Origin of the sequence: Clavibacter nebraskensis NCPPB 2581, assembly GCF_000355695.1 — a bacterium.
In the GTDB taxonomy this organism is placed as follows: Bacteria; Actinomycetota; Actinomycetes; order Actinomycetales; family Microbacteriaceae; genus Clavibacter; species Clavibacter nebraskensis.
In genome coordinates this window covers 370,028-388,626 of record NC_020891.1, presented here as the reverse complement: position 1 = coordinate 388,626, position 18,599 = coordinate 370,028, and the positions used below count along the sequence as shown (strand labels likewise).

The 18,599-nt window shown below is 71.6% G+C and carries 17 protein-coding genes; 11 read left to right on the top strand and 6 right to left on the bottom strand.

The window, feature by feature from the left end; all coding sequences use genetic code 11:
* Nucleotides 1-23 precede the first annotated feature (23 nt).
* Nucleotides 24-2,462: a phosphoketolase family protein gene (locus tag CMN_RS01870; protein ID WP_015489169.1), complete on the bottom strand. Its 2,439-nt coding sequence runs from the start codon at nucleotides 2,460-2,462 to the stop codon at nucleotides 24-26.
* Nucleotides 2,463-2,632: 170 nt separating this feature from the next.
* Between CMN_RS01870 and CMN_RS01865 the strand changes: the two genes are divergently transcribed.
* A complete protein-coding gene (locus CMN_RS01865) occupies nucleotides 2,633-3,505 on the top strand; it encodes an alpha/beta hydrolase (RefSeq protein WP_015489168.1) in 873 nt (290 codons plus the stop codon).
* Between the two features lie 32 nt (nucleotides 3,506-3,537).
* Here CMN_RS01865 and CMN_RS14580 read toward each other — a convergent pair whose 3' ends face one another.
* Together CMN_RS14580 and CMN_RS01855 are read right to left on the bottom strand one after the other, a co-directional pair.
* On the bottom strand, nucleotides 3,538-4,803 hold the full coding sequence (locus tag CMN_RS14580; protein ID WP_015489167.1) for a GAF domain-containing protein: 1,266 nt from the start codon (nucleotides 4,801-4,803) through the stop codon (nucleotides 3,538-3,540).
* Between the two features lie 253 nt (nucleotides 4,804-5,056).
* Nucleotides 5,057-6,013 (bottom strand): manganese catalase family protein, encoded by a 957-nt coding sequence (locus CMN_RS01855; RefSeq protein ID WP_015489166.1) that lies wholly within the window; start codon nucleotides 6,011-6,013, stop codon nucleotides 5,057-5,059.
* Between the two features lie 685 nt (nucleotides 6,014-6,698).
* Here CMN_RS01855 and CMN_RS01845 point away from each other — a divergent pair.
* Entirely contained in the window at nucleotides 6,699-7,016 is a 318-nt protein-coding gene (locus tag CMN_RS01845) for a hypothetical protein (RefSeq protein ID WP_041465205.1), read from the top strand.
* Nucleotides 7,013-7,633, top strand: a complete 621-nt coding sequence (locus tag CMN_RS01840; protein WP_015489165.1) for an RES family NAD+ phosphorylase — start codon at nucleotides 7,013-7,015, stop codon at nucleotides 7,631-7,633. Before CMN_RS01845 ends, CMN_RS01840 begins: the two co-directional genes overlap by 4 nt.
* A 75-nt stretch (nucleotides 7,634-7,708) precedes the next feature.
* On the opposite strand, the gene CMN_RS01835 is transcribed toward CMN_RS01840, so the two are convergent.
* From CMN_RS01835 to CMN_RS01825, 3 genes are all read right to left on the bottom strand, one after another.
* On the bottom strand, nucleotides 7,709-8,116 hold the full coding sequence (locus tag CMN_RS01835; protein ID WP_015489164.1) for a DoxX family protein: 408 nt from the start codon (nucleotides 8,114-8,116) through the stop codon (nucleotides 7,709-7,711).
* A complete protein-coding gene (locus CMN_RS01830; RefSeq protein WP_011931635.1) occupies nucleotides 8,116-8,538 on the bottom strand; it encodes an organic hydroperoxide resistance protein in 423 nt (140 codons plus the stop codon). The genes CMN_RS01835 and CMN_RS01830 overlap by 1 nt, the downstream gene beginning before the upstream one ends.
* Before the next feature lie 61 nt (nucleotides 8,539-8,599).
* Nucleotides 8,600-9,136: a MarR family winged helix-turn-helix transcriptional regulator gene (locus CMN_RS01825; RefSeq protein ID WP_015489163.1), complete on the bottom strand. Its 537-nt coding sequence runs from the start codon at nucleotides 9,134-9,136 to the stop codon at nucleotides 8,600-8,602.
* Nucleotides 9,137-9,224: 88 nt separating this feature from the next.
* Between CMN_RS01825 and CMN_RS01820 the strand changes: the two genes are divergently transcribed.
* The 8 genes from CMN_RS01820 (at nucleotide 9,225) to CMN_RS01785 (ending at nucleotide 18,598) form a co-directional block, all read left to right on the top strand.
* Nucleotides 9,225-9,587, top strand: coding sequence for a hypothetical protein (locus CMN_RS01820; RefSeq protein ID WP_015489162.1), 363 nt, complete (start codon nucleotides 9,225-9,227; stop codon nucleotides 9,585-9,587).
* Between the two features lie 129 nt (nucleotides 9,588-9,716).
* Nucleotides 9,717-11,195, top strand: coding sequence for a glycoside hydrolase family protein (locus CMN_RS01815; protein WP_015489161.1), 1,479 nt, complete (start codon nucleotides 9,717-9,719; stop codon nucleotides 11,193-11,195).
* Nucleotides 11,196-11,273: 78 nt separating this feature from the next.
* Nucleotides 11,274-12,614, top strand: a complete 1,341-nt coding sequence (locus CMN_RS01810) for an ABC transporter substrate-binding protein (protein ID WP_015489160.1) — start codon at nucleotides 11,274-11,276, stop codon at nucleotides 12,612-12,614.
* A 127-nt stretch (nucleotides 12,615-12,741) separates the two neighbouring features.
* Nucleotides 12,742-13,623 carry a carbohydrate ABC transporter permease gene (locus tag CMN_RS01805; RefSeq protein ID WP_015489159.1) on the top strand — a complete coding sequence of 294 codons (882 nt, stop codon included), beginning with the start codon at nucleotides 12,742-12,744 and terminating at the stop codon, nucleotides 13,621-13,623.
* Nucleotides 13,620-14,528: a carbohydrate ABC transporter permease gene (locus tag CMN_RS01800; RefSeq protein WP_015489158.1), complete on the top strand. Its 909-nt coding sequence runs from the start codon at nucleotides 13,620-13,622 to the stop codon at nucleotides 14,526-14,528. Before CMN_RS01805 ends, CMN_RS01800 begins: the two co-directional genes overlap by 4 nt.
* On the top strand, nucleotides 14,525-15,544 hold the full coding sequence (locus CMN_RS01795) for a LacI family DNA-binding transcriptional regulator (protein ID WP_041465204.1): 1,020 nt from the start codon (nucleotides 14,525-14,527) through the stop codon (nucleotides 15,542-15,544). The genes CMN_RS01800 and CMN_RS01795 overlap by 4 nt, the downstream gene beginning before the upstream one ends.
* Nucleotides 15,541-16,974 (top strand): glycoside hydrolase family 32 protein, encoded by a 1,434-nt coding sequence (locus CMN_RS01790; protein ID WP_015489156.1) that lies wholly within the window; start codon nucleotides 15,541-15,543, stop codon nucleotides 16,972-16,974. Before CMN_RS01795 ends, CMN_RS01790 begins: the two co-directional genes overlap by 4 nt.
* Before the next feature lie 49 nt (nucleotides 16,975-17,023).
* Entirely contained in the window at nucleotides 17,024-18,598 is a 1,575-nt protein-coding gene (locus CMN_RS01785) for a glycoside hydrolase family 32 protein (protein WP_015489155.1), read from the top strand.
* Nucleotide 18,599: the final 1 nt, after the last annotated feature.

Below are 18,599 nucleotides of genomic sequence, written 5' to 3'. Positions count from 1 at the left end.
CCCCCGGCCGGCCCGCGGCCCCGCTACGCGTTGTCGTCGCCCGTGTCGATCGCCGTCTGCCGGTTCGGGTCCGCGAACGGCAGCCCCTCCGCGCCCGAGACGTCGGCCATGTCCTCGCCGAACTGGCGCGTGTGCACCCGGTGCGCGATCCGCTCGTCGTCCATCCGCTGCGACAGCGCCGCGTAGGTGGTCTCGAGGTGCGGCACGCGGCGGATCACGTCCATCACGAGCCGGAACCGGTCGAGGTCGTTGAGCATCAGCATGTCGAACGGCGTGGTCGTACCGCCCTGCTCCACGAAGCCGCGCACGTGCAGGTTCTCGTGGTTGTGGCGCTTGTAGGTGAGGCGGTGGATCAGCGACGGGTAGCCGTGGAACGCGAAGACCACGGGCTTGTCGCGCGTGAAGAGCGCGTCGAAGGAACCGTCGTCGAGGCCGTGCGGGTGCTGCGTCGCGTCCTGCAGCCGCATCAGGTCGACCACGTTGATGAAGCGCACGCGCAGCTGCGGGATCTCCTCCTTGAGGATCTGCACGGCCGCCATCGCCTCCACGGTCGGGATGTCGCCCGCGCACGCGACGACCACGTCGGGCTCGAGCCCGGGCACCTCGGTGCCCGCCCACTCCCACACGCCCACGCCGCGCGCCCCGTGCGCCCGCGCCTCCTCGAGCGAGAGGAGGCTCGCGGTCGGCTGCTTGCCCGCGATGACCACGTTGATGAGGTCGGTGCCGCGGAGGCAGTGGTCCATGGTGACGAGCAGCGAGTTCGCGTCGAACGGCAGGTACACGCGCACGATCTCGGCCCGCTTGTTCACGACGTGGTCGAGGAAGCCGGGGTCCTGGTGCGAGAAGCCGTTGTGGTCCTGCCGCCACACGTGCGACGAGAGGAGGTACGTGAACGACGCGACCGGCCGCCGCCACTCCACCTTCGAGCTCGACTCGAGCCACTTCCCGTACTGGTTGAACATCGAGTCGACGATGTGGATGAAGGCCTCATAGGAGGTGAACAGCCCGTGCCGCCCCGTGAGCAGGTACGCCTCGAGCAGCCCCTGCGTGATGTTCTCGTTGAGGATCTCGATGACCCGGCCCTCGTGAGCCAGGTGCTCGTCGACCGGCAGCACCTCACCCTGCCAGGCCTTCGCCGTCACCTCGTAGACGTCGTCGAGGCGGTTGCTGGCGGTCTCGTCGGGGCCGAAGATCCGGAAGTCGAGCGGGTTGCGGGCGATCACGTCGCGCAGCCAGCCGCCGAGCACGCGGGTCGGCTCGGCGATGACGCCGCGGCCGTCGCTCAGGTCGATCGCGTCCACCTCGAGCGGCGGCAGGCGGAGGTCGCGGCGCAGCAGGCCGCCGTTCGCGTGCGGGTTCGCGCTCATCCGCCGGTCGCCCTCGGGCCGATTCGGCTGGAGCGCGGGCGTCAGCCGGCCGTCGCGGTCGAAGAGCTCGTGCGGGCGGTAGCTCTCGAGCCACTCCTGCAGCTGGCGGAGGTGGTCCTCGTCGTCGCGGACCCCGGAGAGCGGCACCTGGTGCGCGCGCCACGTTCCCTCGACCTGCTTGCCGTCGACCTCGCGCGGACCGGTCCAGCCCTTCGGCGTGCGGAGGATCAGCATGGGCCAGGCCGGCCGCTCCTCGCTGCCGCCGGTGCGGGCGGCCAGCTGGATCCGGCTGATCTCGTCGAGCGCGTCGGCCAGCGCGAGCGCGAACCGCTCGTGCACGGCGAAGTGGTCCTCGCCGTCGAAGCCGCCCGAGGCGATCCGCGGCGAGTAGCCGTAGCCCGTGAACAGGGCGAGCAGCTCCTCCTCGGGGATGCGCGCGAGCACCGTCGGGTTCGCGATCTTCCAGCCGTTGAGGTTGAGGATCGGCAGCACGGCGCCGTCCGACTCGGGGTTCAGGAACTTGTTCAGGTGCCAGCTGGAGGCGAGGGTCGCGGTCTCCGCCTCGCCGTCGCCGATGACGCACGAGACCACGAGGTCGGGGTTGTCGAGCGCCGCGCCGTACGCGTGCACGAGCGAGTAGCCGAGCTCGCCGCCCTCGTTGATGGATCCGGGCGTCTCCGGCGCCGCGTGCGACGGCACGCCGCCCGGGAACGAGAACTGGCGGAAGAGGTGCCGCATCCCGTCGCGGTCGGGCGTCGCCGCCGAGAACAGCTCCGAGTAGGTGCCGTCGAGGTACGCGTTCGCGACCATGCCGGGGCCGCCGTGGCCGGGCCCGGCGATGTAGATCATGTCGAGGTCGCGCTCGATGATGACGCGGTTGAGGTGCGCGTAGACGAAGTTCAGCAGCGGCGTCGTGCCCCAGTGCCCGAGGAGGCGCGGCTTGATGTCGTCGCGCGTGAGCGGCCGCTCGAGCAGCGGGTCGTCCAGCAGGTAGATCTGCCCGACGGAGAGGTAGTTGGCGGCGCGCCACCAGCCGTCGACGACGTCGAGGTAGAGGGGCGCGGACGGGTCTCGGGGTGCGGTGTCGGAGGCCATGCGTCAGCCTACGGCGGGGGCTCCGCGGGTGACCCGGGTGGGCCGGATCCGATCAGGAGGCTCGCAGGCGCGGTCGGCGATCCTCCCCAGCCCCGGCACCGCGTGGTCGCTGAGGAGGATCGGCCCGCGCGCCGCCCGCGACCCCCTACGGTCTCCACGATCCGAACGGGATGGACCGCGCGGACGACCGAGATGCCCGGAGGCACCTTGCCCCCCTGCTCCCCCGACGCCGCACCCGCCCCACCGCCCTCACCACCGCCTTCGTCCTGGCGTTCGCCTGCGCCGCGGCGCTGGCCGGACCCGTCACGGCCCACGCCGACGAGGCCGGCGGGGTGGACGAGATCACGGTCCCGCGCGACGACGTCTCCGGCTTCGGCGGCGGCACGATCTTCGCCCCGCAGGTGTCCGCCGGCACGAAGCTCGGCGCCGTCGTCGTCACCCCCGGCTACGGCGACACCCAGGCCGACATGCGCTGGTACGGCACCGACCTCGCCGCCGCCGGCTTCGTCGTGTTCACCATCGACACGAACGGCACGCAGGATCCCCCGCAAGCGCGGGCCGACGAGATGCTCGCGGCCTCCGACTACCTCACCGGGTCGAGCGCCGCGGCCGACGAGATCGACCCCGACCGCGTCGCGGAGCTCGGCTACTCCATGGCCGGCGGCGGCGTGCTGGCTGCGGCCGAGGCGCGGCACACGCTGAAGGCCGTGATCGCCCCGATGCCGTTCGACGTGCGCGTCGACTACCGGGCGGTCACCACGCCGTCGCTCATCATCACCGGCCAGTCCGACCACGTGGCCTTCCCGTTCCTCATGGGCAAGCGCATGTACCGGTCCCTCCCGGCGGCCACGCCCAAGCAGTACCTCGAGCTCCGGGGAGCCGGGCACGGCGCGGGCGAGCGGATCCCGAACGACACCATCCGCTCGACCGTCACGACGTTCCTCGACCGCTACCTGAACGACGACGAGTCGGCCGCCGCGCGCATCTGCCCGGCACCCGCGGCCACCGGGCCGATCAGCGCGTCGCTGAGCCACTGCGGCTGACGCACGTCTGACGCACGGCGGCGTCGACGCGGTCACCCGTCCGTGTCGGCGCCGTCCGGGGTCCTGCCGCCGCCGGCTGCGGCGTCCGCGGGCCCCGTCTCGTAGCGTTGCAGCTCCGTCTCCGCCTGCAGCGCGATCTCGCGGAGGCCCTCGATCGACACCGCGGAGGCCGCGCGGGTCCGCCGGTCCAGCAGGCAGAAGGTCCCGATGGGCTCCCCGTCCGAGGAGTGCAGCGGGTAGCCGGCGTAGAAGTCCATGCCCGTGATGTCGATGAACGGGTTGCCGGCGAAGCGCGGGTCGCGCTGGGCGTCGGGCACGACGAGCGCGTCGTCGTCGGCGACCACGGTCGCGCAGTACGCCATGTCGCGCGGGATCGAGAAGGGCAGCCGGTCGGTGTTCATCGCGTACCAGAGGCGGTCGCCGTCGAGCAGGCTCACGACCGCGACGTCCACGTCGAACCGCTCCTGGGCCTGGACGGCGAGGCGCTGCAGCTCCGCGGATCCGCCGTACCGGGCCTGCTCCACGAGCCGCGCGGTGCCCGCCCACTCGAAGGCCGGCTCGACCGGCCGGTGCGGCGCCCGGCTCGCGCCCTCCGCCTCGCGCACCTCGGCGAGCAGCGGCGCCGCGGCGTCGGCGATCTCCCGGGCCCAGCTCCGGTACACGCGCGACGACCCGTGCGGGCGGTCGGGCTCGAGCTCCGGGGCGCCGAGCGGGTGGAAGGACGCCCGCTCGGTCGCGTCCACGACCTCGCGCGCCTCGCGGTCGAGCCGCTCCGCGTGCCGCTGGGCGATGCCGCCGAGCGCGCTGTCGTACGGCGTGACCGAGCGCACGGGCTGCATGCCGGCCACGAGGATCCGAGCCGAGGGCCGCGTGCTCGCGACCAGCGCGTCCATCAGCTCGACGAAGCGCTCGCGCCACACGGGCACGCGGGTGAGGCGGACGGCGTCGTTGATCCCCAGCACCACGACCACGGCGTCGTAGGCGGCGACGTCGTGGTCGCCGATCCAGGCGAGGGCGGAGGAGACGTTCATCGTCTCGTCGCCGATGAAGGTGACGGCGCACGGACGATCGGTGCGCGCGGTCACGGCGCGGCCGAGGTGCCCGGTGAGCGAGAGCTGGTGCGTCACGACGCCCCAGCCGTGCGCGGGCCCGTTGCCGAGGAGGAGGATCGCGTCCGGATCCTCGCCCTCGACGAGGATGGAGGCGGCGTCGACCGGCTTCGGCACGCCCGTCGACGCCGCCATGGCGCTCGCGTAGAAGGCGCGCATCATCGGCCTGAGCAGCTCGTAGGCGTGCATCGCATCCCCCCGGACACTCGCGTGGCGGAGCTTCCGCCCGGGGCGCCGATGCGGCGCGGCCCGTCTCGCGTCATCGCCTGACCCGCGTGGGATGCGTCCCGAGGACGCGCAGCCGATGCCTCCATGGAACCACGCGCCCGCGGCGAGGTCGAGGTCGGGCGCCCTCGGGGGGCGAGGCGGACAGGGCGCGGATGCGACGACGGCGCCGCCTCCCGCAGGAGACGGCGCCGCAGCGTGGATCGGGTGACGCGGATCAGGCCTTCGCGGTCGGCCCGTAGAACGCCTCGATGTCGGCGAGCTCGCGCTCGGCCGTCTCCTGCACGAGGGCCAGCAGGTCCTTGTCGAGACCCGGGGCGAACTCCTCGAGCCGCTCCGGCGCGATGGAGGACGGGAAGCCCTCGGGCGCCTGCTCGGTCGCGGTCAGGTCGGTGCCGTCGTTCGAGGGCGACGCGCCCTGGAAGATCCGGCCGGCCTCGCTCTTGCCGTCGAGGTCGAAGCTGTACTGCTTGCTCTGGAGGCCGAGGTCCACGAGCTTCTTCACCTCGGGGAACTGCTCGGCGTTGGTCTTCGGGATCGGCAGGAGCTTGCCCCAGTCGACGCCGAGCGTCTCGAGCGCCTTCGCATACGCGTTCTCGTGCGCCTGGTCACGGACGATGAGGTACGCGACGGTGGCGCGGGCGACGGGGTTGTCGGTCATCTCGTAGATGCGGCACTTCTGCAGGCGGCCGGTCGACTCGAGCATGACGTTGTAGAGGAGGTCGAGCGGGAGGTTGCCCGAGTTGTAGACGTAGCTGCCGCTCCACGGGTTGCCGACCGAGTCGACGGGCAGCGCGCCCTGGGCGCCCACGAGGTAGTGGTGGATGTTGCTGGTGTCGAGCGCGATGTTGAGCGGGGTCTTGCCGCCCTTGCCCGGGGTGTCCAGCGGGTCGGTGAGCTTGCCGGTGTACTCGGGCGAGCCGTCGAGCAGGCGCGAGATGGTGGTGCCGATGAGCTCGACGTGGCTGATCTCCTCGGTGCCGACGCCCTGGATCAGGTCGCGGTACGGCTTCGCCGACGCCCCGCGGAAGTTCATGGCCTGGAAGAGGTACTGCATCATCGTGCGCATCTCGCCGAACTGGCCGCCGAGGCCCTCCTGCAGCGCGTTCGCGGCGGCGGGGTCGGGCTCGCCGTCGGCGATCTCGTTGATCCAGGTCTGTGCGTGGAAGTACATAGGGGCTCCTATTTCTTCGTGCGGCGAAACCGTCGCCCCTCCACCCTGCTCCGGGCATCGAGCATCGTGTGCGATGCGCCGGGGGCTTGCCAGGAAGGCGGGCGGGAGCTAGGCGGTGGCGCCGCCCACGTGCGGCACCCCACCCGCCGGGACCGGATCCGTGTGCACCAGCTCGAGCACGTTCCCGTCGGCAGGTCGGTGACGGGCAGGTCGGTGACGGGCAGGTCGACGGAGATCATGGGACTGGTCTCTCCTTCGAGACGCAGGGCCGTGGGCGTGGCGGGTGCGTCCAGACTCCCGGCCCCGCTGCCCGCGGTCGAGGGCGGAAGCATCCGGCAGCGGATCAGACGTTTCTGACGCTACAATTACCGCGTAAGGATCGGAGCCTCCCCATGTCTCACGCCCAGCCGCAGCACGACCACACGACCCCTGCGCGGCCGCCCTCAGCGCTCACCAACGCCGCACGCTCGAGGCCTACAGCCGCTCCGTCACCGCGGACGCGTCGTCGGACTTCGAGCGCTTCATCGCCCGGCAGACGGCCATCTACACGGAGACCGCCGCCCTGTCCGACGTCCTCTCCCGGCTGGCCGAACAGCTGCCGACGGGAGTCGTCAGCAGCCTGAACGACACCGAGCTCTTCTGGCGGGCCGTCGAGGCGGAGTTCGGGTTCCTCTCGAGCGTCGACGTGTCGGCCGCGCTCGGCGCGCGACCGAACCGCGCCTACGCGAGCGATCTGCGGACGGCGGGCAGGATCCTCGGGCTCCGGCGCACGAACAGGTACGTCTACCCGGGCTTCCAGTTCCACGCGGAGGCCATCCGGCCCGTGATCCCCCGCCTCATCGCGCTCGGGCGCGAGCACGAGCTGGAGTCGCGGGACGTGGTGGCCTGGCTCTGCCGCCCGACCACCTACCTCCGCGGGGACGCGCGCCGCCCGGTGGACCACCTCGACGAGCCCGACCTGGTGCTCGACGCCGCGACGCGCGCCTGGGCCGTCGCCTGGTGAGCGCGCCCGCACCGCCGTCGCCGTTCACGGCGATCCCGGAGGTCGTCGAAGTCGGGTCGCGCATCCACCGCATCCACTCCGCCCGGTTCGGCGCATCCGAGTTCAACCCGGGCGTGGGCGCGCCGACCCGCTTCGCGTTCTTCGGCGACCCCATCGTCCCGGTCCTGTACGCCGGAGACACCGAGGACGTCGCGGTGTGCGAGACGGTCCTCCACGACGTCCCGCTGTCCGGCGGTGTCGTCGGCGGCATGGACGTCGCGGGCCGCCGCTGCTCGCGCCTGATCGTGACGCGGGATCTCCGACTGGCATCGCTCGTGGGAGGTGGGCCTCGTGCGCTCCGCGTGCGTGCGGACTCGGTCTGCGCGACGGATGCGGCCGACTACCCGCACACGGTCGCCTGGGCCGAGGCTGCCCACACGGCGGGGTTCGACGGCCTCGCGTATCCGTCGCGGCAGGCCGCCGGACGACGCGCCATGGCGCTCTTCGGCGACCGCGTGGACGCCGGCGACCTCGAGCCGGATCCGGCGTACCGCTGGTGGTTCGACGACGCCGATGGGTTCGCGAGGCTCTACGAGATGTGCCGGCCGCTCGGCGTCACGGTGCTGCGTCTCGCCTGACGCCCCGCCCCGGCTGACGCACGACGGCGGGACGCCCTCGTCGAGGATCGTCCCGCCGTCGGCGGAGCAAGCGGATCAGCGCTTCCGCAGCGCACCCGTCGACCACAGCGCCACCGCGATGAGCACCGGCTGGAAGAACAGGCGGCCGAGGCGCTTGCCGTCGGTGTCGAGGCCGAAGCCGTCGCGCTTGTGCACGTACTGCGCGATGTTGCCCGGGAAGATCGCCGTGAAGAACGCGGCGGCCGCCCAGCCCGCGAAGCCGCGGCGCGAGCGCGCGAACAGCAGGGCCGAGCCGAGCGTGATCTCGACGATGCCGGATCCGACGACGGTCACGTCCTCGGGCACCGGCAGCGACTTCGGGACCTGCGCGCGGAACTCCTCGCGCGCCACCGTGAGGTGCGTGACCCCGGCGAACGCGAGGAACGAGCCGAGCACCACGCGGGCGGCGGTGCGCGGGAAGGACGTGCGGGCGACGCCGGCCATCAGTCGTCCGAGACCGTGACGACGACCTCGATGTTGCCGCGGGTCGCGTTCGAGTACGGGCAGACCTGGTGCGCCTGGTCGGCGAGCTCCTGCGCGAGGTCGTGCTCGACCCCGGGGATGACGACCTCGAGGTGCACGGCGAGCTGGTAGCCGCCCTGCCCGTTGGATCCGATGCTCACGCGGCTTCCCACGCTCGAGTCGGCGATCTTCACCTTGCGCGCGCGGGCGACGCCCTGCAGCGCGGAGTGGAAGCACGCGGCGTAGCCGGCGGCGAAGAGCTGCTCGGGGTTCGCGCCCTCGCCGGATCCGCCCATGGCCTTGGGGATGGAGAGGTCGAGCGCGAGGTCGCTGTCGCTGACGGCCACGCGGCCGTCGCGGCCGGCTCCCGTGGCGAGGGCCTCGGCGGTGTAGAGGGCGTCCATGTCGGTTCCTTCCGTTCGTGGCCGCTCGTGGCGGCCGTGGGTGGGGATGGGGTGGTGCGGATCAGGCGGTGCGGGTGCGCGCCGACGCCTCGGCCGGCCGTGTCGCGGGGTGCGCGAGCGCCTCGGCCGTGGCGTCCTGCATGCCCGCGGTCAGTAGGTGCAGGGTCGCGAGCAGCTGGCGCGCGCGGTCGAGGTCGAGGCCCATGCCGCGGATGATGGCCGCGGGCACGTGCGCGAGCTCGGCCCGCACGGTGCGGCCGCGCTCGGCGAGCGAGACCGTGACCACGCGCTGGTCGGCGGAGATGCGACGCCGCGTGATGAAGCCGGCCTCCTCCATCCGCGCGAGCAGCGGCGACAGCGTGCCCGAGTCGAGGTCGAGCTGCTGCCCGAGCTCGGTGACCGTGCGGTCGTCGCCCGACCACAGCAGCACCAGCACGAGGTACTGCGGGTAGGTGAGGCCCCACGGTGCGAGGAGCGCGCGGTACGCCTGGGTCGTGGATCGCGATGCCGTGTAGAGCGAGAAGCAGACGAGCTCGTCGGCGATGCGCGCGCGGGGCGCGGTCTCGTCGACGGGCGGGCAGCTCTCGGTTCCGGTCATGCTCCGACCCTGCCACGGAACAAGGTTGTGCGCAATCCATCTCGGCCGATGCTCAGGCCGCGCACGCCGCCGCGTACCCTGGAGCGACATGATCACGAGACGAGAGGCCGCGCTGCGGCTGGGCATCCCGCTGGAGATGGCCACGCGCCACGGCATCCCGGGGCGCGTCCCCGAGTCCGAGATCGCCGCGATGGACCAGGATCCGCCCGCCTGGCTCGCGCAGTCCCGCGCCAACTCCACCGGCAAGCGGCCCGTCTGGGTGCAGCTGACGTGCGAGGTCTGCGGCTTCACCGAGGCCGTGCGCCCGAAGAAGTGGTGGCCGGAGTTCTCCTACCTCTCCTGCGAGCGCCACTCCCCCGACGAGCTCCCCGAGCCCGCGCTCGGCCTCGCCCGCCGCGAGGTCGACGGGATCGGCAGCCGGTTCGTGGGCGTGGTGGACGAGCGGCCGTAGGGCCCCGCTCCCCGGGCGCCGACGCGAGGGCCCGTCGAATCGGTCGCGCCGAATCTGATTAAACGGTTGATCACGCACCGCAAGTGTGCTTGGGTCTGGATAACCGATTAATCATCACGACGGAGTGATATGCACCAGCGAGGCTTCCACCAACCCACCGATGCCTGGGTCGGGGACCTGATCCCCTGGCAAGAGGGTGGCGTCTTCCACCTCTTCTACCTCCACGAGACGCGCGCGCAGCCCAAGGAGGGCATGCCGTGGCACCGCCTCACCACGACGGACCTCGTCGACTTCGCCGACCGGGGCGTCGCGCTGGAGTCCGGCGGCGCGTCGGCCGCCGACTTCAACGTCTACACGGGCAGCGTCGTCCTGGACGGCGCCGGCGTGCACCACCTCTTCTACACGGGCCAGAACCCGGAGCGCGTCGGCGAGGACGGGCTGCCTTTGCAGCTCGTGATGCACGCGACGAGCGACGACGGCATGACCTCCTGGACGAAGCATCCGCAGCACACGTTCGGCGCCACCGACGGCTACGAGTCGGCCGACTGGCGCGATCCCTTCGTCTTCCGCGACGAGGAGGCCGGCCTGTGGCGGATGCTCATCACGGCCCGCCACATGGACGGCGCTCCGCGGCGGCGGGGCGTGATCGCCCAGTGCACCTCACGCGACCTCGCCACCTGGACCCCGGACGAGCCCTTCTGGGACCCCCGCCGGTACATCGCCCACGAGTGCCCGGAGGTCTTCCGATGGGGAGGCTGGTGGTACCTCGTGTCCTCGGAATTCAGCGACGCGTTCACCACCCGCTACCGGATGTCCCGCGATCTCCACGGTCCGTGGATCGTCCCTGAGCACGACACGATCGACGGGCGTGCGTTCTACGCCGCGAAGTCGGCGGAGCGCGAGGGCCGGCGCTTCTTTTTCGGTTGGATCGCGAGCCGCGAGGGCTCACACGACGACGGCCGCTGGCAGTGGGCCGGAACCCTGTCGGTGGTGGAGGCCGAGCAGCGGGAGGACGGGACCCTCGCGTTCCATCCCACCGCGGAGCTGCGGGACACCTTCGACCGTCCGGAGGCCTCGATATGGGACGCGCCGACCTCCCTCGACGCACCGGACGGGTACGCCCATGCGCTCGTGGGTGCCGACGCGCCTGCGTCGTTCCGCCTGGTCACCACGATGGACATCCAGGGGGCGACGACCGAGTGCGGCGTGCTCCTGCGGGCCAGCGACGACGGGGACGAGGCGTACATCGTGCGCCTCGAGCCCAAGCGGCACCGGCTCGTGATGGACCGGTGGCCCCGTCGGAGCACGGGGACGGAGCAGTGGCAGATCTCCGGCGACGTGCCCTTCGCGGTGGAGCTCGAACGCCCCTGCCGCCTGGACCCCGGCGTGCACGCGCTCGAGGTGATCGTCGACGGCGACCTCCTGATCGCCACGGTCGACGACGCCGTCGTGCTGAGCACGCGCCTCTACGACCGCACCGCCGGCCGCGTCGGCGTGTTCGTCGGCGAGGGACGCGTCACGTTCCTCACCACCGCCCTCTCCTCCCGCGAGAGCGACGCCGCGCCCGCCGCAGCACCCGACCGCGAGCTCCTCGCCTCCACCCGCTGACCCTGCACGCCCCCTCACCCGCATTCCCGCACCCCACCCGCAGCACCACCCACCACCGAGTCGATGGAGACCTCACCCATGCCCACCTCACGCCGCAGGGCCTCGTCACTGGCCGCCGCGACCGCCGCCGTCGCCCTGCTGATCACCGGCTGCGCCGGCGCCACCTCCGGTGCCGATCCGCAGGACGTCCACCCGGAGGGGGAGATCGTCCCGCGCCAGATCTCCTGGCTCCTCTCGCGCCCCGCCGACGGCGGGGTCATCACCACGATGGAGAAGATCGCGGACGAGTACGCCGCCGACCACCCCGGCTTCTCCCTCAACCTCATCACCACACCGGACCGCCCCTCCTACATCCAGAAGTACGAGACCCTCGCGGCGGCGAACAAGCTGCCGGAGCTGTTCGACACGGACGCGACCCCGTTCGCGCAGAAGCTCGCCTCGCAGGGCCGGATGATGGACGTCGACGCGCTCCTCACCGACCTCGGCGTGGCCGACGAATACCGCACGGCGGCCCTCGACTACCAGCGCTTCGACGACGGATCCCTGCGCATGGTCCCGTTCGAGTTCCAGATGGAGTTCTTCTGGTACAACTCCGACCTCCTGAGGCAGGCGGGCGTGGACATCCCGGCGACCCTCGACGACTTCCCCGCCATGTGCGAGGCGCTACGCGCGAAGGGCATCACCCCGATCGCGCTGGACGGCCAGGACCAGTGGCCGCTCGAGCGCTACATGGCCTACTACCCGTTCCGCATGGCGGGACCGCAGTACCTGAAGGACCTCAAGTCCGGCAAGGCGTCGTTCGCGGATCCCGCCGGTCGCAAGGCCGCGGAGTGGCTGTCCTCGCTCGGCAAGGCCGGCTGCTTCCAGGACGGCTTCTCCGCGACCGGGTACGCCGACGCGCAGGCCCAGTTCACCTCCGGGAAGGCCGCGATCTACAACATCGGCACGTGGGAGCTCGCGAACCTCGCCACGGACGCCCTCGACCCGAGCGTGCGCGGCGCGGTCGACTACTTCACGCTGCCGACGATCGACGGCGCAGTGACCGACGCGGACGAGTACATGGCGCCATCGGGGATCGGCATGGCGGTGAACTCCCGGACCTACGACCCGCTGGTGCGCGACTTCCTCGCCTTCGCGCTCCAGCGCTACCCCGAGCTCTACGCGGCGACCGGCGCCCTCTCTCCCACGACGACGGCGACCACAGCGATCCCGACGGACGCGACGCCGCTGTACTCGCGGGCCGTGGCGCAGGCGGACGGGCTCGGCAGCACCATCGCGATGCCGTGGGACACGCAGCTCGACCCGGCCACGAACACGCGCCTGCAGCAGGAGCTGACGCTCCTCGTCCAGGGCGACATCACCCCGGACGCCTTCATCGAGACCATGGACGCCTCCCTCACGGAGAACAGCGATGACTGACCTCGTCGAGAGGGCTGCGGCCGGGGGACCGGTCGCCGACAACACCGGGGATCGACCTGCCGCCGCCGCCGCCCGCGAGGTCGCGGCGCGAGTCCCCCGACGCGCGCCGGCGCCGGCGCCGGGGTCGATGCTCCCGCGCCGATCACGACTGTCCGTCCTCGTGTTCCTCCTGCCGCCGCTCGTCGTCTACGGCTTCGCCGTGCTCCTCCCGATCGGCCAGTCGCTGGTGCTCAGCTTCTTCCGCTGGGACGGCATCACCGACATGAGGTTCGTCGGGCTCGACAACTACGTGAAGATGCTGACCCGCGACGACGTCTTCTGGACGTCGTTCGGGAACGCGCTCGCGTACCTGGCCATCTGCCTGGTGCTGCAGCTGGGCGGTGCGCTCATCGTCGCGAGCCTGGTGAGCGCGCTGCCCCGCGCCCGCGAGCTGGTGAAGACGCTGTACCTGCTCCCCGCGGTCATCTCGACCGTGGCCATCGCGATCCTCTTCCAGCGCATCTACTCCCTCGATCCGGCGGGCCTGCTCAACCAGGCCCTGGGCTTCGTCGGGCTCGGCTCGCTGGAGACGGCGTGGCTGTCGAACGTGTCCACCGTCCTCGCCGCGGTCTCCGTGCCCGAGGGGTGGCGCTTCACCGGCCTCTACATGCTCATCATCTACGCCGCGCTCCTCGCCGTGCCGCGTGAGCTCGAGGAGGCGGCGCGCCTCGACGGCGCGACCTGGTGGCAGCTGTTCTGGAGGGTCCGGTTCCCGTACATCCGCCCGGTGTGGACCACGACGACGATCATGGCGACCACCTTCGCCCTGCGCGGCTTCGACATCCCCTACCTGCTGACGAACGGCGGCCCCGGCCAGTCGTCGGAGCTGCTCACCACCTACATGTACAAGACGGCCTTCGTGCACACCGACTACGGGTACGCGAGCACCGTCTCCGTCTTCATCGTCGTCGAGTGCCTCGTGGCCGTCGGCATCATCTTCCTGCTCCTGCGTCGAAGGGACGACTCATGACCACGCCCACCCTCGACCACCGGACCGACGGGCTCCCGCGCACGGGGGCGGCGCGTCGGCGCCCGACGTACTCCCCGCGGCTCCGCGTCCGGCGGGCCCTCCTCACCGTGACGATCGTCGCCATCCTCGTCGTGCAGGTGTACCCGCTCGCCTGGCTCCTCATCACGAGCTTCCGCACGGCGTCGGACTTCGCGGGCGGGGACCCGTTCGCGTTCCCCTCGGAGTTCACGCTGGACAACTACGCTCGCGCCTTCGCGGGCGGCGACCTGGGCCTGAACATCGTCAACAGCCTGATCGTGACCCTCGGGGCGAGCGCCGTGATCGTCGTCGCCGGCATGATGGCCGCGTTCGCGCTGCAGGTGCTGGGCTTCCGGTTCAGCCGCGCCGTGCGCGCGCTGTTCCTGCTCGGGATCATCGTCCCGGTGCAGATCGCGCTCGTGCCGCTGTTCATCGACTACTCGCGGGTGGGTCTCCTGGACACGCACCTCTCGATGATCATCCCGCTGGCGGCGTTCGCGCTGCCGATGGCGGTATACCTGTTCTCCTCGTTCTACGAGTACATCCCCGCGGAGATGTACGAGGCGGCGTCCCTGGACGGCGCGGGCCCGTACCGGATCTTCTTCCGCATCACGTGCCCGCTGTCCGCGAACACGATCATCACCGTGGTCCTGGTGAACAGCATCTTCATCTGGAACGACTTCATCTTCGCGAACACTTTCGTGCTCTCCGACGGGCTGAAGACGATCCCGCTCGGTCTGCAGAACTACATCGGCGCGATGGGGAACACGGACTGGACCGCGACGTTCGCCGCGGTGTGCGTCTCGGTCACCCCGCTCCTCCTGGTGTTCCTCGTGCTGAACAAGGCCATGATCCAGGGCCTCGAGAGCGGGGCGACCAAGGGATGAGCGCCTCGGAGCACGGACGCAGCACGAGCGCGGTGACCATGCGCGACGTCGCCAAGGAAGCCGGGGTGTCGGTCGCCACGGTGTCGCACGTGATCAACGACAAGCCGGGCGCACGGATCGGCGAGAACGCCCGACAGCGAGTCCAGGAGGCCGTCATCCGCCTCGGCTACCGGCCGAACGCGCTGGCGAAGACCCTGCGCCAGGGGTTCTCCCGGTTCATCGGGCTCGTCGCGGACGCCATCGCCACGACGCCGTTCGCCGGGCAGATCATCCACGGTGCGCAGGACGAGGCGTGGAAGCACGGCTACGTCCTCCTCGTGGCCAACACCGAGGGCGACGCGGCGGTGGAGGAGGAGGCGATCGCGATGATGCTCGAGCACCAGGTGCAGGGCATCCTCTACTCGACCTGGTATCACCGCGAGATCAGCGTGCCCGACCTGCTGCACCAGACCGACGCCGTGCTCGTGGACTGCTTCGCCGTGGGCAGCGGCCTGCCCGCCGTGGTGCCCGACGAGGAGCAGGGCGGACGGGCCGCGACCGAGGAGCTGATCGCCGCCGGTCACCGCCGCATCGCGTTCATCAACACGACCACGGACTCCCCCGCGCGCGACGGGCGGCTCGCGGGCTACCGATCGGCCCTGGCCGGCGCGAACATCGACTTCGACGCCGCGCTGGTGTTCGACGCGACGCCCCAGCAGGATGGCGGCTACGCGAGCGTCCGCTCGATCATCGAGTCGCAGGCCACCGGGGTGTTCTGCCACAACGACCGCGTGGCGATGGGCCTCTACGACGGGCTGCGGGAGCACGGGCTGCGGATCCCCGAGGACATCGCCGTCGTGGGCTTCGACAACCAGGACGTCATCGCCGCGCATCTGCGCCCGGCCCTGACGACCGTCGCGCTGCCGCACTACGAGCTCGGCGCGGCCGGCATCCGGGTGCTGCTCGGCCTGGAGACCGTGTCGCCCGGGCACCCGCACCTCATCGCCTGCCCGCCGATCCCGCGCGCGTCGACTTGAGCGCGCCGGACACCCTCCTCCCGCGGCCGCGGTTCCACTTCACGCCACGCCGCAACTGGATGAACGACCCCAACGGCCTCGTGCACCACGACGGCCTGTGGCACCTCTTCTTCCAGTACAACCCGCTCGGCGCGGACTGGGGCAACATGAGCTGGGGGCACGCGACGAGCACCGACCTGGAGCGCTGGGTCGAGCACCCCGTCGCGCTCCCGCATCGTCCCGGCGAGCAGATCTACTCGGGGTCGGTCGTCGTCTCGTCTCCCGGCTCGCGCGAGCTGACCGCCCTGTACACGAGCGCCTACGACGACGGCCACCAAGCGCAGTCCCGGGCCACGAGCACCGACGGCGGCATGACCTGGAGGCCGGACCCGGACAACCCCGTCCTGGATCGTGGCACCTCGTCCTTCCGCGACCCGAAGGTCATCCGCGTCACCGACGACGACGGCACCGCCCGTTGGGTGCTGCTCGCCGTCGAGGCGGAGGAGCGCCGGATCCTCTTCTACTCCTCCCCGGACCTCCGCACGTGGGAGCACCTCAGCGACTTCGGTCCCTACGGGGAGGAGGGCGTCGTCTGGGAGTGCCCCGACCTCTTCCCGCTCGCCGTCGACGGTGATCCCGACCACGTCGCCTGGGTGCTCACGTTCAGCACCAACCCCGTGGACGGCCGATCCGATCCGGGAGGCTCCTCCATGAGCTACTTCGTCGGGCGATTCGACGGGCGTGCCTTCACCTCGGCGACACCGGATCCGCTGCGCCTCGACCACGGCACCGACTTCTACGCCGGGGTCACCTTCTCCGACGCCCCCGACGCGGCCGTGGTCATGCTCGGCTGGATGAGCAACTGGCGCTATGCGGCGGCGATCCCCTCGGCGCCCTGGCGCGGCGCGATGTCCCTGCCTCGCACCCTGGACCTGGCGAGCACGACGGCAGGGCCCCGACTCGTCCAGCGGCCTCCTGCATCCATCGTGGAGCGGCTCGCGCGATGCGCGCCCCTCCACATCGCGGCGCACGCGGAGCCCACCCGGCTCGACCTGGGCGACCACTTCCTGCTCGGGCTCACCTGGGACGGCGTGCGTCCGGGGACCACGCGGCTCCACCTCCGAGGCTCGGCCGACGCGTTCGTCGTGCTCGAGGTCGAGCTCGACGCGGCGGCCTCCGTGCTCACCGTCACGCGCGGCGGCCCGGCCATGGACGCCGTGCACCCCAACTTCCCCTCGACCACGCACGCACCGCTGCGCGACGGGCTCGCGGGCCGGATGCTCGTCAGCGTCGACGGCCCGCTCCTCGAGGTGTTCGTCGACGGCGGGATCGTCGCCTCGTCCCACCTCGTGGCGCTCGGGTCGGGCGGGGTCACGGCGACCGTGTCCTCCGACGCCGCCGACGTCGAGCTCACGGTCGCGGACCCGGTGGGCGACCCCGGCCCCGCGTGACGCGCACGACCCCATCAGACGATCGATCACCCGACGAAGGGAAGTCCCGATGAAGAACGACATCTCACGACGCCTGGTCCTCCAGGCAGCAGGGGGCGGGGTGCTGGCCGCCCTAGCCGCCGCCGCACCCGCGGCAGCGACATCCACGCACGCGACGACGACGTCCGCCACCGCCTCGCTCCGCGCGAGGTTCCACATGACGCCTCCTGCGGGCTGGCTGTGCGACCCGCAGCGGCCCGTGTTCACCGACGGCGCGTACCAGCTCTACTACCTGCACTCGGACCAGAACAACGGCCCGGGCGGGTGGGACCGCGCCTCGACGACGGACGTCGTGCACTTCACGCACCACGGCGCCGCCATCCCGGTGCAGCCGGGCTTCCCGGTCTGGTCGGGCTCGGCCGTCGTCGACACCGCCGACACCGCGGGCTTCGGCGCCGGCGCCGTCATCGCCCTGGCGACGCAGCCGACGGACGGCATCCGGAAGTACCAGGAGCAGTACCTGCACTGGTCGACGGACGGCGGCGCGACCTTCACCGCGCTCCCCGACCCGGTGATCGTCAACACCGACGGCCGCTCCGCGACGACGCCTGCGGAGATCGACAACGCCGAGTGGTTCCGCGATCCCAAGGTGCACTGGGACAGCGCCCGCGGGGAGTGGGTGTGCGTCATCGGACGGGCGCGCTACGCGGCCTTCTCCACGTCGCCCGATCTGCGCACGTGGCAGCTGCGACGCAACTTCGACTACCCCGACCACGGGCTCGGGGGCATCGAGTGCCCGGATCTGTTCGAGATGACCGCGGACGACGGCAGCCGCCATTGGGTGCTCGGCGCGAGCATGGACGCTTACGGCGTCGGCCTGCCCATGACCTACGCATATTGGACCGGCCGCTGGGACGGGGAGCAGTACATCGCGGACGACCTCACCCCGCAGTGGCTCGACTGGGGTTGGGACTGGTACGCCGCCGTCACGTGGCCCGTCGCCGAGTCGCCCGAGACGCGTCGCTACGCGATCGCGTGGATGAACAACTGGAAGTACGCGAACCGCGACGTGCCCACCGACGCGTCCGACGGGTACAACGGCCAGAACTCGATCGTCCGCGAGCTGCGGCTGGATCGCCAGACGGACGGGCGCTACAGCCTGCTCAGCGCCCCCGTCACGGCGCTCGCGGCCACCGCCACGCGCTCCGTCGCGCTGCCGGATCGCGTCGTGGACGGCACGGTCGTCCTCCCGTGGGAGGGCCGGGCGTACGAGCTCGAGGTCGACATCGCCTGGACGACGGCGACCGACATGGGGGTGTCGGTCGGGCGCTCCGCAGATGGGACCAGGCACACCGACATCGGCAGGACCGGGAGCGAGGTGTACGTGGATCGGTCGGCGTCCGACCTGCCGGGGTACTCCCTGAACCCGTACTGGCGCGCGACGGCCCCGAGCGATGCGGCGGGCCGCTCCATCCACCTGCGCATCTTCGTCGACATGCAGAGCGTGGAGGTCTTCGCGGACGACGGACGCGCGGTCCTCTCGCAGCAGGTCCACTTCACGGACGGGGACCAGGGCATCGCGCTCCACTCCGTCGGCGGCGCGTCCGACTTCACGGGGCTGACCTTCCGCGACCTCGCCGGGTAGG